This window comes from Streptomyces sp. CNH287 (assembly GCF_000424825.1).
The window spans coordinates 284,265-298,137 of sequence record NZ_AUKQ01000003.1; the positions used below are offsets into that span (position 1 = coordinate 284,265).

General features: G+C 73.9%; 11 protein-coding genes. 5 read left to right on the top strand and 6 right to left on the bottom strand.

The window, feature by feature from the left end; all coding sequences use genetic code 11:
• Positions 1-69: 69 nt before the first annotated feature.
• From H299_RS0101215 to H299_RS0101235, 5 genes are all read right to left on the bottom strand, one after another.
• The gene (locus H299_RS0101215) at positions 70-2,214 is read right to left on the bottom strand and encodes a xanthine dehydrogenase family protein molybdopterin-binding subunit (protein WP_027746924.1); all 2,145 of its coding nucleotides are present in this window, start codon (positions 2,212-2,214) and stop codon (positions 70-72) included.
• Positions 2,211-3,242 carry an FAD binding domain-containing protein gene (locus H299_RS31505; RefSeq protein WP_051262003.1) on the bottom strand — a complete coding sequence of 344 codons (1,032 nt, stop codon included), beginning with the start codon at positions 3,240-3,242 and terminating at the stop codon, positions 2,211-2,213. Before H299_RS31505 ends, H299_RS0101215 begins: the two co-directional genes overlap by 4 nt.
• Positions 3,239-3,808 (bottom strand): 2Fe-2S iron-sulfur cluster-binding protein, encoded by a 570-nt coding sequence (locus H299_RS31510; protein WP_051262004.1) that lies wholly within the window; start codon positions 3,806-3,808, stop codon positions 3,239-3,241. The genes H299_RS31505 and H299_RS31510 overlap by 4 nt, the downstream gene beginning before the upstream one ends.
• Before the next feature lie 222 nt (positions 3,809-4,030).
• The gene (locus H299_RS0101230) at positions 4,031-5,365 is read right to left on the bottom strand and encodes a DUF1266 domain-containing protein (RefSeq protein WP_051262005.1); all 1,335 of its coding nucleotides are present in this window, start codon (positions 5,363-5,365) and stop codon (positions 4,031-4,033) included.
• A gap of 11 nt (positions 5,366-5,376) precedes the next feature.
• Positions 5,377-6,318: a LysR family transcriptional regulator gene (locus tag H299_RS0101235; RefSeq protein WP_037757385.1), complete on the bottom strand. Its 942-nt coding sequence runs from the start codon at positions 6,316-6,318 to the stop codon at positions 5,377-5,379.
• A gap of 85 nt (positions 6,319-6,403) precedes the next feature.
• Here H299_RS0101235 and H299_RS31515 point away from each other — a divergent pair, with 85 nt between their 5' ends.
• Positions 6,404-6,598 (top strand): hypothetical protein, encoded by a 195-nt coding sequence (locus H299_RS31515; RefSeq protein ID WP_037757234.1) that lies wholly within the window; start codon positions 6,404-6,406, stop codon positions 6,596-6,598.
• Positions 6,599-6,677: 79 nt separating this feature from the next.
• Entirely contained in the window at positions 6,678-7,973 is a 1,296-nt protein-coding gene (locus tag H299_RS0101245; protein WP_486587106.1) for a hypothetical protein, read from the top strand.
• Here the strand turns inward: H299_RS0101245 and nhaA are convergent.
• Positions 7,931-9,472, bottom strand: a complete 1,542-nt coding sequence (gene nhaA / locus H299_RS31520; RefSeq protein ID WP_078512367.1) for a Na+/H+ antiporter NhaA — start codon at positions 9,470-9,472, stop codon at positions 7,931-7,933. The two genes, H299_RS0101245 and nhaA, sit on opposite strands and share 43 nt — an antisense overlap.
• Before the next feature lie 239 nt (positions 9,473-9,711).
• Between nhaA and H299_RS0101255 the strand changes: the two genes are divergently transcribed.
• The 3 genes from H299_RS0101255 to H299_RS0101265 all read left to right on the top strand — a co-directional run bounded on the left by H299_RS0101255 (position 9,712) and on the right by H299_RS0101265 (position 13,800).
• On the top strand, positions 9,712-10,830 hold the full coding sequence (locus tag H299_RS0101255; RefSeq protein ID WP_037757237.1) for a helix-turn-helix domain-containing protein: 1,119 nt from the start codon (positions 9,712-9,714) through the stop codon (positions 10,828-10,830).
• A gap of 165 nt (positions 10,831-10,995) precedes the next feature.
• On the top strand, positions 10,996-11,643 hold the full coding sequence (locus H299_RS0101260; protein WP_027746929.1) for a hypothetical protein: 648 nt from the start codon (positions 10,996-10,998) through the stop codon (positions 11,641-11,643).
• Positions 11,644-11,661: 18 nt separating this feature from the next.
• Complete coding sequence (locus H299_RS0101265) at positions 11,662-13,800, top strand: flotillin family protein (protein WP_027746930.1); 2,139 nt, start codon at positions 11,662-11,664, stop codon at positions 13,798-13,800.
• The last annotated feature ends 73 nt before the right edge of the window (positions 13,801-13,873 follow it).

The following is a 13,873-nucleotide window of genomic DNA, read 5'->3' on the forward strand; positions in this document are numbered from 1 at the left end:
TTCCCGCTGTGCACGGGCTCCGGGGGAGCGGCGGACCGATAGGGGACTCCGCATGCCCCGGGCCGGGCGTCAGTGCAGGAGTTTGTCCGGGGTGATCGGCAGGTCGCGGATGCGCAGCCCGGTGGCGTTGTGCACGGCGTTGACGATCGCGGCGGGGGAGCCGACGATGCCGATCTCCCCGATGCCGCGGGCACCCATCGGGTTGGTCCGGGGGTCCTCCTCGTCCAGCCAGCAGGCGTCGATGTCGAGCACGTCGGCGTGCGCGGCGATGTGGTAGCCGGCGAAGTCGTGGTTGACGACGTGCCCGGTGCGGTGGTCCAGCACGCTGTGCTCGTGCAGGGCCATCGAGAGGCCCATCGTCATGCCGCCGATGAACTGCGAGCGCGCCGTGCGCGGGTTGATGACCCGGCCCACGGAGAACACCCCGAGCATGCGCGGCACCCGGACCATGCCGGTGTCGGCGTCCACCCGCACCTCGGCGAAGTGCGCGCCGAAGGAGTGCCGCGCGAAGCGCTCGGCGTCGTCGTCCGGGGCGGGCCCGCCGTCCGCCTGCGCGCCGCGGCGCGGGTGGGCGCCGTGCGCCGCGCGGAACGCGTGGACCGCCCCCACCAGGGCGGAGCCCCAGGAGGCGGTGCCCGAGGAGCCGCCCGCGACCGTGGCGGCGGGCAGCGCCGAGTCTCCGGCCCGCACGGTCACCGCCTCGGCGGCGCACCCCAGCGCGTCGGCGGCGATCTGCGCCAGTACGGTACGGGCGCCGGTGCCGAGGTCGGCCGCGCCGATGGCGACCGTCCAGCGGTCGTCGCCGTCGTAGCGGACCCGGGCGCGCGAAGCCGTCGAGGCGAAGTACGGGTAGGTCGCGGCGGCGACCCCCAGGCCCACCAGTTCGCCCCGCTCCCGGCGCGCCCCCGGCGCCGCGCTCCGGTCCCGCCAGCCGAAGCGGCGGGCACCCTCGGCCAGGCAGCGCACCAGGTGGCGGCCGGACCAGGGCTTGCCGGTCTCCGGGTCGGCGGGCGGGTCGTTGCGTACCCGCAGTTCGATCGGGTCCAGCCCGGCGGCCTCGGCCAGTTCGTCCATCGCCACCTCGAGGGCGAAGATGCCGGGGGCCTCGCCCGGCGCCCGCATCCAGGACGGCACCGGGACGTCCAGGGCGACGAGGCGGTGCGCCGTACGCCGGTTGGGTGCGGCGTACATCATGCGGGTCCCGCAGGCGGTCTGCTCGGCGAACTCCTTGACCTTCGAGGTGTGTTCGACCACCTCGTGCGCGATGGCGGTCAACCGCCCGGCGGCGTCCGCGCCCAGCCGCAGCCGCTGGAAGGTGGGGGTGCGGTGCCCGGCCAGGCAGAACATCTGCTGCCGGGTGAGCGCGAGCTTGACGGGCCGTCCGGGCACCGCGCGGGCGCACAGGGCGGCCAGCACGTCGTGCGCGTGCGGCATCCCCTTGGACCCGAAGCCGCCGCCCACGTGCGGGGAGATCACCCGCAGCTGCTCCGGCTCCAGCCCGAACAGGGGCGCCAGCGTGCGGCGTACGGTGTGCGCGCCCTGGGTGGAGGCGTACAGCGTCAGCCGCACCGGTGTCCCGGGGGAGGAGCCGTCCGGGCCGCCGTCCGCGTCCTCGGGGTGCCAGACGGCGACCGTGGTGTGCGGCTCCATCGGGTTGTTGTGCTCCATCGGCGTGGTGTAGGTCCGGTCGATCCGCACCGCGGCGCCGTGCAGCGCCGCCTCCACGTCGCCCTCGTCCGTGTCGGGCGCGAAGGCCGGGTTGACGCGGTCCGGGGTGTAGCGCTCGGGGTGGTCGGCGCGCAGCCGGGTGTCGTGCGGCTCGACGGCGTAGTCGAGGGAGACCAGTGCGGCGGCCTGCCGGGCGGTCTCCGGGGTGTCGGCGAGGACGGCGCCGACGAACTGGCCACGGAAGGCCACCTCCGCGGACTGGAGCACCGCCAGCTCCCGGTCCCCCGTGTCGGCCAGCCGGGCGGCGTTCTCGTGCGTGAGCACGGCCAGCACCCCCTCCAGCGCGGCGGCCCGCCCGGCGTCGGCGGCGCGGACGCGCCCGCGCGCCACGGTGGCCTGGAGCGGGTGCACGTACACCGGCTCGCCGTACGGGTGCCCGGCGGGCGGCTGTTCGTAGGCGTACGCGGCCCGCCCGGCGGCCTTCTCCGGGCCGTCCACGCGGGGCAGCGGCGTACCGACGGCCCGGGGGCGCGCACCGGCGGTCATCGGTCCTCCTCCTCGTCGGGTACGGGACGGTCGCCCGCCGCGCCGCGGGTCAGGCCGCGCAGCACGGACACCAGGGTGTTGCGGGCCATCGGCACCTTGAACGCGTTGCCCTCGCGGGCGTACGCGGCGGCCAGTTCGGCGTCGGCGGCGCGGCGGAAGCTCTCCTCGGTGGCGGGCGCGCCGCGCAGCGCCTCCTCGGCGCGCAGGGCGCGCCACGGCGTGGTGGCGAGGCCGCCGAAGGCGAGCCGGACCTCGCGCACCGTCCCGCCGCCGGGGTCCAGATCGAGCGCGGCGGCGACGGAGACCAGCGCGAAGGCGTACGAGGCGCGGTCGCGCACCTTCCGGTAGGCGGAGTGGCGCGCGAAGGGCAGGTGCGGCAGCTCGACGGCGGTGATCAGCTCGCCGTGTTCCAGCACGGTGTCCCGGTGGGGCGCGTCGCCGGGCGGCCGGTGCAGCGCGGTCAGCGGCAGGCGGCGCTCACCGCCGGGGCCGAGCACCAACACCTCGGCGTCCAGCACCAGCATCGCCACCGCCATGTCGGAGGGGTGCGTCGCGATGCAGTGCTCGGAGGTGCCGAGGACGGCGTGGTCGCGGTTGTAGCCGCCGATCGCCGCGCAGCCGCTGCCGGGCACCCGCTTGTTGCAGGCGGTGGTGAGGTCCTGGAAGTAGGGGCAGCGGGTGCGCTGGAGCAGGTTGCCGCCCGTGGTCGCGGCGTTGCGCAGCTGCCCGGAGGCCCCGGCCAGCAGCGCCCGGGAGAGGACGGGGCAGTGGTGCCGTACCCACGGGTGCGCGGCCAGGTCGCTGTTGCGCACGGTGGCGCCGATCCGCAGGCCGCCGCCGGGGGTCTCGGTCACCCGGTCCAGCGGCAGCCGGGAGACGTCCACGAGCAGGGACGGTGCGGCCACGCCCAGCTTGAGGTGGTCCACCAGGTTGGTGCCGCCGCCCAGGAAGGCGGCGCCGGGGTGGTGGGCGACGGTGGCGACGGCCTCGGCGGGGGTGCCGGGGCGGCGGTACTCGAAGGGGATCACGAGGGCTCCGTCCGGGGCAGGGCCGTCTGGCGCGGTGCCGTCCCGGGCCGCGCCGTCTCGCGCGGGGCCGCCTCGCGCAGCGCCGCGAGGATGCCCACGTACGCGCCGCAGCGGCACAGGTTGCCGCTCATGCGCTCGCGGATCTCCTCGTCGTCCAGCACCACCGGCTCCCGCAGGTCGCCGGTGGCGTGGCTGGGGTGGCCCGAGGCCGCCTCGGCGAGCATGCCGAGGGCGGAGCAGATCTGGCCGGGGGTGCAGTAGCCGCACTGGAGGCCGTCGTGGTCCAGGAACGCCTGCTGCACCGGGTGGGGGGTGCCGTCCGGGCCGGCGAGCCCGGCGGCCGTGACCACCTCGGCGCCGTCCTGCGCGACGGCCAGGGTGAGGCAGCTCAGCGTGCGCCTGCCGTCCAGCAGTACCGTGCAGGCGCCGCACTGGCCGTGGTCGCAGCCCTTCTTGGCGGAGTGCACCGAGAGGCGGTCGCGCAGCGCGTCCAGCAGCGTGACGCGGGTGTCGACGGTGAGCGACCGCTCGTCACCGTCGACGCGCAGGGTGATCCGGGCATCCATCGTCGCCTCCCAGCGGGCGCTTCGTCGGCTCTCGGCCCGCCGACGGTGCTTCGGGTACCACGCGGGCGTGGTGTCACACGCGGCACGGGCGGTGCGTGCCGTGCCGCGGGCGCTTGCGGCCCCGAGGGGACATTACCGACAAAACGTCGCAGCGAGGGGACCGGGGCGGTACGCGTGTCGCCTGCCGGTCCGCCTGCCTGCCGCTGGCCCGCCGGCCGCCCCTCACCGCCAGGGGATGTTGAGCCAGGGACTGTCCGGGTCGGTGGTCAGGATGTGGTGCGCGGCGACCATGTCCTCGTACCAGCTGCCGAACTCCTCCTCGTCGAAGTGGAGGCAGCGCCCGAGTATGTAGCCGACGGAGAACTCCTCCCAGGAGTCGTACGTCGCCTGGCTCACCCGGCTGGTGCGGACGACCGCCGCCTCCGCCTCCGCCAGGTCGCAGAAGCGGCAGGCCAGGCCCCAGCGGGCCATGCCCGAGGCGCGTCCGAAGTCCCAGGAGAGCACGGAGCGCACGGTGCTGCCCTCGGGCAGCAGGCCGTCGGCGCGGAAGCGGGACTCGTAGCGCTGGATGCGGCCGATGAGCCGCTGGATCTCCTCGACCTCGCGGTCGGCCGCCGGGCCGCGCCCGAGGGGGCGCGCCGGGGCCTCCGCGTCCTCGGCCAGGCCGGTGTCCGCGGCCAGGCACTCGTCCGGGTCCTCGGCTGCTTCCTCGGCCCCGTCCTCCTCCGGCCGGGCGGCGGCGCCCGCCAGGCGCTCCCGTGTCAGCCGTTCGGCCAGCTGCCGCCACCGCGACACGTCCACCCCCCCGCCGTCCGCGCGGCGCAGGGACTCGCGCACGCGCAGGACGAACTCCCAGTCCGGGTCGACCATGTCGCCCTGGAGCAGGCGCTCCTGGTACGCGTACCAGGTGGCCCGGCCGGTGACGCCCCACCACTTCTCCAGGCGGCTCTTCTCCGTGTCGTAGCCCAGGCCGTGCCCGAGCATGTTCCAGAACTCGCCGTTGTTCACGTACAGCAGCGCCGTGCAGGCGAGCCCGTGTGCCACCGGGCCGTGCAGCGGCGCGCCGGACCACAGGGTGCGCAGCTGGTGGTGCCCGTGGTCCTCGACGCGGTCCGCGTGCTGCTGCCAGACGGCGCGGTGTGCGGCGGTGGTGGCGAAGTGCGCCTCGCAGGGGGTGCCCGGGTTGACGGCCGCCCAGGCGGTGTCGTCGGGCCACTCCCGCGCGTACCAGCCCAGCGAGGAGTGGAAGTAGACCGGATCGGGGACGGGCGGCGGCAGCACCCCGGAGGTCAGCAGTACGTAGCCGTGGCCGCCGCTGACCGGGTCGCGGAAGGAGGTGAAGCGGACCTTGCCCGGGTTGCCGTCGAGATAGCTGCGCGGAGCCGCGTGGTAGATCTCGGTGCCCGCCAGGATGTCGAAGTAGCCGGGCCAGTCGCCGCGCATCTTCGCCTCGTAGAGGCCGCGCTCGATGTCGGTCGGTGCCTGCCAGTCCCGGTACTCTCCCGGTCTCCGGGCGGCTGGGCCGTCTGCGCCCCCCGGCCCGTTCCACATCCCCATGATTGAGCACTCTACAAACGGTCGGCGGACACGCGGAGTTCAGGGCGGGCCTCCAGCACGGCGGCGAGCGCGCGCAGGCCGTGCTGGACGAGCGGATGGTCGCAGCCGCCCCGCCGCACACAGGTGAGAATCCGCCGGGTGGGCACCGTACCGCCGCCGGATATCGGCACCCGCACGGCGGCGTGCCAGGAGGGCAGCTCGGCCAGCCGCGGCATCAGCGAGACGCCGAACCCGTGCCCCACCATCTGCGAGATCGTCGACCACTCCATGACGTGCTGCGCGACGCGCGGGGTGTAACCGGCGGCGGCGCAGTGGACGATGACCCGCTGGTAGTGGTCGCAGCTGCCGGGGCGCGGCAGAATCCAGTCCTCGGCCGCCGCGTCCTCCAGCCGGACGCCCGTGTGCCCGGCGAGCCGGTGTTCGCGCGCGACGAGCAGGTCGAGCGGCTCCTCCAGGAGGGAGTGCTGCTCGAACCGGGCGTCGCCGGGCGGCGGCGCCTCCTCGGTCGGCGCGACGAGCGCGATGTCCGCGTCGGTGGAGAGCAGCAGGTCGAACCCGGTGACCGTCTCACACTCCGTCAGCTCCACCGTCAGCCCCGGGTGGCTGCCGCGCAGGGCCACCGCCGCCGGGGTCAGCAGCGAGGCGACCGCCGAGGGGAAGCCGCACATCCGCAGCAGGCCGACGTCGCCCTCGCGGTACGACTCCAGCGCCGCCTCGGCCTCCTCCCAGCGGGCGAACAGCGCGTCGCCGTGCTCGATCAGAAGCTGCGCGGCGGGCGTGAGCCGGATGCGCCGGCCCAGCGGCTCGACCAGCGGGAGCCGCAACTCGCGGGCCAGCTCGCGCAGATGGTGCGAGACGGCCGAGGGCGTCAGGTGCAGGGAGGCGGCGGCTGCGGTGACCGTGCCGTGCTGGTGCACCGCGCGCAGCGCCTGGAGGCGGCGCAGATCAATCATGGCCACCATTGTGCAGGCTCGTTGCACGGTTCGTCGGGAAAACGTTCGATGGACCTCAACGGTCCGCCGGTTCGACACTGTGGACATGACCCTCCTCCCCACCGGCCTCCGGCCGCGTACCCAGACCGAAGTCTCCCGGCACCACACGAGCGAGGGCGTGGTCCGGTGGCTGCGCTGCGCCGGGTGCGGGCGGCTGCGGATGCTCCTCGTGCCCGACACTCCCGGCCGTCCCCCCACCGCCGCCGGATCTCCCACGCCCGGCTGCGCGGACTGCTTCTGAGCCGCCTGCGAGGCGGTACGGGCGCTCCCCGGGCGGGGCACTGACGCGCTCCTGACAGGCGGGAACGTATGCTCCCGCGATGATGCGCAGGCGTACGGTGATCGGCTCGGGGGCCGGGGTGGTCCTCGTCCTCGTCCTGCTCGCCTGGGTGCTCACGGACCCCGAGGGCGAGGACGACCGGGCCGCCGGCTGCGCCGCCCTGCGTGCCACCGGCTGGCAGCAGGACAAGCGGATGACGCGGGAGTTCGCGCGCTACGGCGACGACAACACCCGCAGTGACGACTGGACCGGCGGCGACGGCACCCGCTCCGTGCGCCTGCCGGACGGGCGCACCCTGTGGCTCTCCGCCGACACCTTCCTGGACCGGGTGCACCCCGGCCGCCAGCGCGTCCCGCAGCCCTCCTGGGTACGCAACTCCGCCCTGGTCATGTCCCCCTCCGGGCAGCTCGGACGCACCCTGCTGGGCACCCCGGGCGCGGACGGCCGCCCCGGCGCGCTGTTCCCCGGCACCACCGGCGCGGACGGCGGCGAGGTCTGGCGCTGGCCCGCCCAGGCCGTGGTGGAGCCGCGCGCACCCGGCTCCGGCGAGCAGGTCGTGCGCGTCCTGCTGTGGCAGCGCGAGCGGGGCGCGCCGCCGTGGGTGTTCGGGGTGCCGCGGGCCACCGAGGTGGCCACGCTGTCCCTGCCGGACCTGGCGGTGGAGAGCATCGACCCGCTGCACCGCCCGGCCGCCGCGACCGCGCCCCAGGACCGGGTGCTCTACGGCACCTCGGCCCGCCGCGCGGACGGCTGGACGTACGCCTACGGCGCCGACGAACGCGGGGTGCGCGACGGCGGCGCGTCCCGCGCGTACGTGGCCCGCGCCCCCGTGGGGAGCCTGGCGGACGCCGCCGCCTGGCGCTACTGGGACGGCTCGCGCTGGAGCGCCGAGCCGGCCGAGGCGGCGCCGATGGACTTCGGGCGGCAGCCGGACAGCGCGACCAACACCTACTCCGTCGTCCGCCGCGGCGGCACCTGGCTGCTGCTGAGCATGGACGCGGGCGGCCCGGACGGGCGCCCGTCGGCCACCGCGGTGACCTACTGGTCCTGCGCGCCGAACGGACCCTGGCACGGGCCGCACAAGGCGGCGGTGCCGCCGCTGCCCCCGCGCGCGGGGCAGGCCGGGGCGACGGCCTACAACGTGCAGGGCCATCCCGACTTCGGCGGGAGCGGCTCGGACGGGGACGGCCCGGGCGGGGACGGCCCGGACGAGGACGCCGGCGGCAGCCTGCTGCTGGGCTACGACGTGAACGTCACGCACGACACCAGCGCGATCCAGCGGGACGTGGACCTCTACAGGCCGCGCTTCCTGCGGCTGGAGTTCGGCCCGTCCTGAGCTTCGCCCCCGTCCTGCGCCTCGGGCGTGCCCTGCGCCTCGGTCCGCGTCTGCGACTGCGCCCTGCCCTTGGCCCCGTCCTGCGCCCTGGCTTCGGCGGCCTGTGCCGCGGCCGCCGCGCGGGCCCGCGCGGCGGCGCGCCGCTCCGCCTCGGCCGGACGCGTCGCCGAGTCCTCGTCCTGGTCGATGTCCGGGACGCCGTCCCGGTCCTCGTCCCGCGTCTCGTCCTCCCACAGCCGCCGGTACTTCGCGTCCCGGATCTTCAGCACGACGCACGCGGCCACCGCCGAGATCAGCGAGCCCACCAGGACGGCCGCCTTCACGTGCTCGACCGTCCCCTCGTCGGTGAAGGCCAGTTCGGTGATCAGCAGCGAGACCGTGAAGCCGATGCCCGCGAGCAACGACACCCCCGCCACGTCCGACCAGGACAGATCGGGGTTGAGCTGGGCCCGGGTGAAGCGGGCGGCCAGATAGGTGCCCCCGAAGACGCCGATGATCTTCCCGAGGAAGAGCCCGGCCACCACTCCCAGCGCCTCGGGCTCCCGGGCCGCCTCGCCGAGCGACGAGGCGGAGATGCTCACCCCCGCCGCGAAGAGCGCGAAGACCGGCACCGCGAACCCCGCCGACAGCGGCCGGACCAGGTGCTCGATGTGCTCGGCGGGCGAGACCCGCTCCACCTCGTTGCCCTCCGCGTCCTTGCGCAGGTGGACCCGCAGCAGCATGCCCATGGCCACTCCGGCCACCGTCGCGTGCACGCCGCTGTTGTACATCAGCGCCCAGATCACCAGGGCGAGCGGGACGTACACGTACCAGCCGCGTACCCGCAGCTTGTGGTGGAGGACCCAGAAGACGACGAGCCCGGCGACGGCACCGGCGAAGGCCAGCAGGTTGACCGAGGAGGTGTAGAAGAGGGCGATGACCACGATGGCGCCCAGGTCGTCCACGATGGCCAGCGTCAGCAGGAACGCCCGCAGCCCGGACGGCAGATGGGTGCCGATCACCGCGAGCACCCCGAGGGCGAAGGCGATGTCGGTCGCCATCGGCACCGCCCAGCCGCCCAGCGTGCCACCGCCCGAGGCGTTGATCACCAGGTAGACCAGCGCGGGCACCACCATGCCGCAGACCGCCGCGACCACCGGCAGTGCCGCGGCGGCCGGTTTGCGCAGCTCCCCGACGAGCAGTTCGCGCTTCAGCTCGATACCGGCGACGAAGAAGAAGAGGGTGAGTATGCCGTCGGAGGCCCAGTGCGAGACCGAGAGGTCGAGACCCAGCGCCGGGATGCCGAAGTGGAAGTCGCTCACCGACTGGTAGGTGTCGCTCAGGGTGTTCGCCAGGACCAGCGCGAGCACCGCCGCGGCGAGCAGGAGCATGCCGCCGATGGTCTCGGTGCGCAGCGCGTCGGCCAGACGGCGGCGCTCGGGGGCGGAGGGGAGCCCGAAGAGGGACTGCTTTGCCTCCGGGTGCTGCTGCGAGGTGTCGGGGGCGGGAGTGGGCGGCATCGCTGGCTCCGGAGGGTGTGCGGGCAGGACAGAGTCACTGCCGACCAGACTTCCCGGCTCACCTATGAAGATTTTCGAAATGATTGGATCTTGAATTTCCCCCTACCGTACCCCGGCCCTCCCAAGGACTGCCAGGTGGCGGCACCCCCCGGGTTACGGGACAGCCCTTAAGCTGTGCCCCGGGCGAGGGCTCCCGCCGGGGGGCCCGCCAGGGCTGGCCGTCGCAGCCGGGGGGACGGATGAGCACACTGCAACAGCAGGACGAGATACCGCGCGGTTTTCTGGGGGACTATCCGGAACTGCTCGCCGAGGTCTCCGAGACCGGGCGGCTGCCGCGCCGCGAGGAGCTGGAGGCCCTGCGCGTCCTGGGCGAGCGCTCCGCCGAGGACGGCCACGGCCTGCGCCAGCTGGTCAGCCTGTACGTGGGGGAGACCCGTCGGCTGTGGGGCGGCCTGCCCGGCATCGCCCGCACGGCCGACGCCAGGGAGCGGGCCCGTACGGGCGACGCGCTGCTCGCCGTCCTGGACGCGGCGCTCGTGGCGCTCGGCGAGGGCCACGAGCGTGCCCAGCGCATAGCGATGCGGCTGGAGGAGGGCAAGCGCCGGGAGTTCATCGACGACCTGCTCTACGGGCGCAGCGACCTGGGCCGGCTGGCCGAGCGCGCGCAGCGCTTCGGGCTCCAGCTCGCCCGCGCGCACGCGGTGGCGGTCGCGGCCTCCACCGAGACGTTCGACGACGCGCACCCCACCGTCCGCCGTATCCAGCGCGAGCTGCTGGGCCGCTTCGGTGAACGGGACGTACTGCTCTCCACCAAGGAGGGCCGCCTGGTGTGCATCGCCGCCAGCAGCGAACGCGTGCTGCTGGACGCCTTCGCCGCGCTCGCCGAGAACCCGGGCCCCGGCTACGCGGAGGCCGAGCGGGTGGCCGTCGGCCGCGAGCACAGCGGCGCGGGCGGGGTGGTGCGGAGTTACGAGGAGGCGCTGGGGGCGCTCGACCTGGCCGACCGGCTGGGTCTCGACGCCGTCCGGCTGAACGCCGCCGAGCTGCTGGTCTTCCCGGTGCTGCTGCGGGACCGCGCCGCGATGGCCGACCTGGTGCGCACCGTGCTGGAACCGCTCACCGAGGCGCGCGGCGGCGCCGCGCCCCTGCTGGAGACGCTCGCGGAGTGTGCGGCGTCGGGGTACGTCAACGCGGAGGCGGCCCGGCGGCTGGGGGTGAGCGTGCGGACGCTCTCGTACCGGCTGGAGCGCATCCGGCTGCTCACCGGCTACGACCCGGGCAACTCGCTGCACCGCTACACCCTGGAGACCGCGGCCATGGGCGCGCGCCTGCTGGGCTGGCCCGAGACTGAAATCTAGTACTGCGACCGGCACTGGCGCCGCGGCACCGGTACGGCGGCGGAGCTGGTTCCACCTTGATCCGGACGTAAACGCACCATAAAAATTGCCGGACTCTGGCAATGCGCGGTCGCGACCGTGCGTGTCAGAGTTGAGGCACACCGCAACGAGTACGGGGGGCGGCGGATGAGTGAGTTCCTGCGCGTGGCGTTGGAGTTCCCCGCAGTGCTGTTCAGTTTCGCGCTTGTCGCGGTGGTGGCCTACTGGCTGTTTGTGCTGGTGGCCGGCGTAGGTGCCGATGCCCTCGACGGGGGTGGGGACATCGGCACCACTGCGCCGGAAGCCGGTGCCGCCGGTTCGGCTGGTTCCACCGGGCTCTTCGGGCTGGGTGGGGTGGCGCCCTCCATCGTCGTCTCCCTGCTCGTCGCGATTGCCTGGTTCCTCACCTTGACGGCCGGCGCGCTGACCGAGAACGACGTACTGCGCATCGCCGCGCTGCCGACGGCGCTCTTCGTGTCCGTGCTGGTCACCCGCGTGCTCGTGCGGCCCCTGCGGGTCCTGGCGCTGCCGGAGACGGGCATCACGCACCGTGAGTTCGTGGGCCGTGTCTGTGTCATCAGGACCGGCCGGGTGGGAACCGACTTCGGTCAGGCGGAAGTCACTGCTGACGACGGGTCCGCCGCGCTGGTACAGGTGCGCACCGGTGACGCCGCCGACGCACGGCTCCTCACCGGGGGCAGCCGCGCACTGATCTTCGACTACGACGCAGAGGGCGGGTTCTTCCGGGTCATGCCCTGTGGCCCCGCACTCGACCCGGGCCAGCCGCCCGGCTGAACAAAGGAACCGGATGCCATGGGAACCATCTCCATAGGGATCGGCGTGTTGATCGCTGTCGGCCTGATCCTCGCCCTCCTCGTGATCCTCATCGTCTTCAGACTCTTCCGCAAGGTCCCGCAGGGCAAGGCGCTGATCGTCTCCAGGACCCGCAAGGTCGACGTCACCTTCACCGGCTCCGTGGTGCTGCCCGTACTGCACCGGGCCGAGGTGATGGACATCTCGGTGAAGACGATGGAGATCGGCCGCACCGGCCGCGAGGGCCTGATCTGTCAGGACAACATCCGCGCGGACATCCGTATCTCCTTCTTCGTCCGCGTCAACAAGACCACCGAGGACGTCATCAAGGTCGCCCAGGCGATCGGCACCGAGCGCGCCAGCGACCGCGAGACGCTCCAGGAGCTGTTCAACGCGAAGTTCTCCGAGGCGCTGAAGACCGTCGGAAAGCAGCTCGACTTCGCCGACCTCTACACCAAGCGCGACGAGTTCCGGGACCGGATCATCGCCGTCATCGGCACCGACCTCAACGGTTACAGCCTCGAGGACGCGGCCATCGACTACCTCGAGCAGACCCCGCTCTCCCAGCTCGACCGGGACAACATCCTCGACGCCCAGGGCATCCGGAAGATCACCGAGCTGACCACCGCCGAGCACATCCGCACCAACGAGTGGGAGCGCAACGAGGAGAAGGAGATCACCCGGCAGAACGTCGACGCCCGCGAAGCCGTCCTGGAGATGGAGCGGCGCCAGGCCGACGCCGAGATCAAGCAGCAGCGCGAGATCGACACCGTGCGGGCCCGGGAGGAGGCGGAGACCGCCCGGGTGCAGGCCGAGGAGCGGCTGCGCGCGCAGACGGCGTACATCAAGACCGAGGAGCAGCTCGGCGTCCAGAACCAGAACCGCGAGCGCGAGGTGGCCGTCGCCCAGCTCAACCGCGAGCGGGTCGTGGCCATCGAGAACGAGCGGATCGAGAAGGACCGGCTGCTGGAGGTCATCGGGCGCGACCGGGAGACCGAACTGCGCCGCATCGCCGCCGACAAGGAGGTCGAGGCGGAGAAGCGGGACATCGCGGACGTCGTACGCGAGCGCATCGCCGTGGAGAAGACCGTCGCGCAGCAGGAGGAGGAGATCAAGAAGCTGCGGATGGTCGAGGAAGCCGAGCGGGAGCGGCAGGCGCTCATCATCGGTGCCGAGGCGGAGGCCCAGGAGCGGCTGGTCAAGGACATCAAGGCGGCCGAGGCGGCCGAGCAGGCGGCGGAGCATTTGGCCGCCGAGCAGCTGACCATGGCCGAGGCGCGGCGCAAGGCCGCGGACCTGGACGCGCAGTCCGCGATCCGCCTGGCCGAGGGCAAGCGGGCCGACACCGCCGCCGCCGGGCTGGCCGAGGCCGAGGTCGAGGAGCGGATGGCCGACGCGCTCGCCAGGCGCCGCGAGGTGGAGGCCGAGGCGGCCAAGGAGATGGGCATCGCCGAGGCGACCGCCCAGCGCGAGAGGTACCTCGCGGAGGCGGAGGGCACTCGGGAGAAGGGCGTGGCCGACGCGACCGCCCAGCGCGAGAAGTTCAAGGCGGAGGCCGAGGGCATCAACGAGAAGGCCACCGCGATGGCCAGGCTGGACGAGGCGAGCCGGGGCCACGAGGAGTACCGGCTGCGGCTGGAGGCGGAGAAGGACGTCCGGCTCGCGAGCATCGACGTCCACCACAAGATCGCCCAGTCGCAGGCCAAGCTGGTCTCGAAGGGGCTGGAGAACGCGAAGATCGACATCGTCGGCGGGGACTCCGTCTTCTTCGACAAGCTGGTGGGCGCGATCTCGGCGGGCAAGGGCGTCGACGCCTTCGTGGGGAACAGCGAGTCCGTACAGGCCATGGCGGGGCCCTGGCTGGGGCGGGACGGCGAGCCGTCCACCTTCACCCAGGACCTCACCGGCATGCTCGCCGGGCTCGGCGCGGGCGGCCTGCGCGACCTCACTCTCGCCGGGCTGCTGACCCGGCTGGTCGCCACCCAGGGTCCGCAGACCTCGGAGCTGACCGCGCTGCTGGAGTCCGTACGGGGCACCGCCGCCGGTGACATGCCGCTGGCCGCGCTGGCGGGCGGCGCAGGCGGGGCGGGTGCCGCAGCGGGCGCCGGCGTCCCGGTGAACGGGACGAAGCAGCTGTAGCGGTGCCGCCTCGCCCGCCGGGCGGGCCGGAGCCGCGGAGCTTCGGCCCGCCCGGCGGGCGAGGACAGGGGGA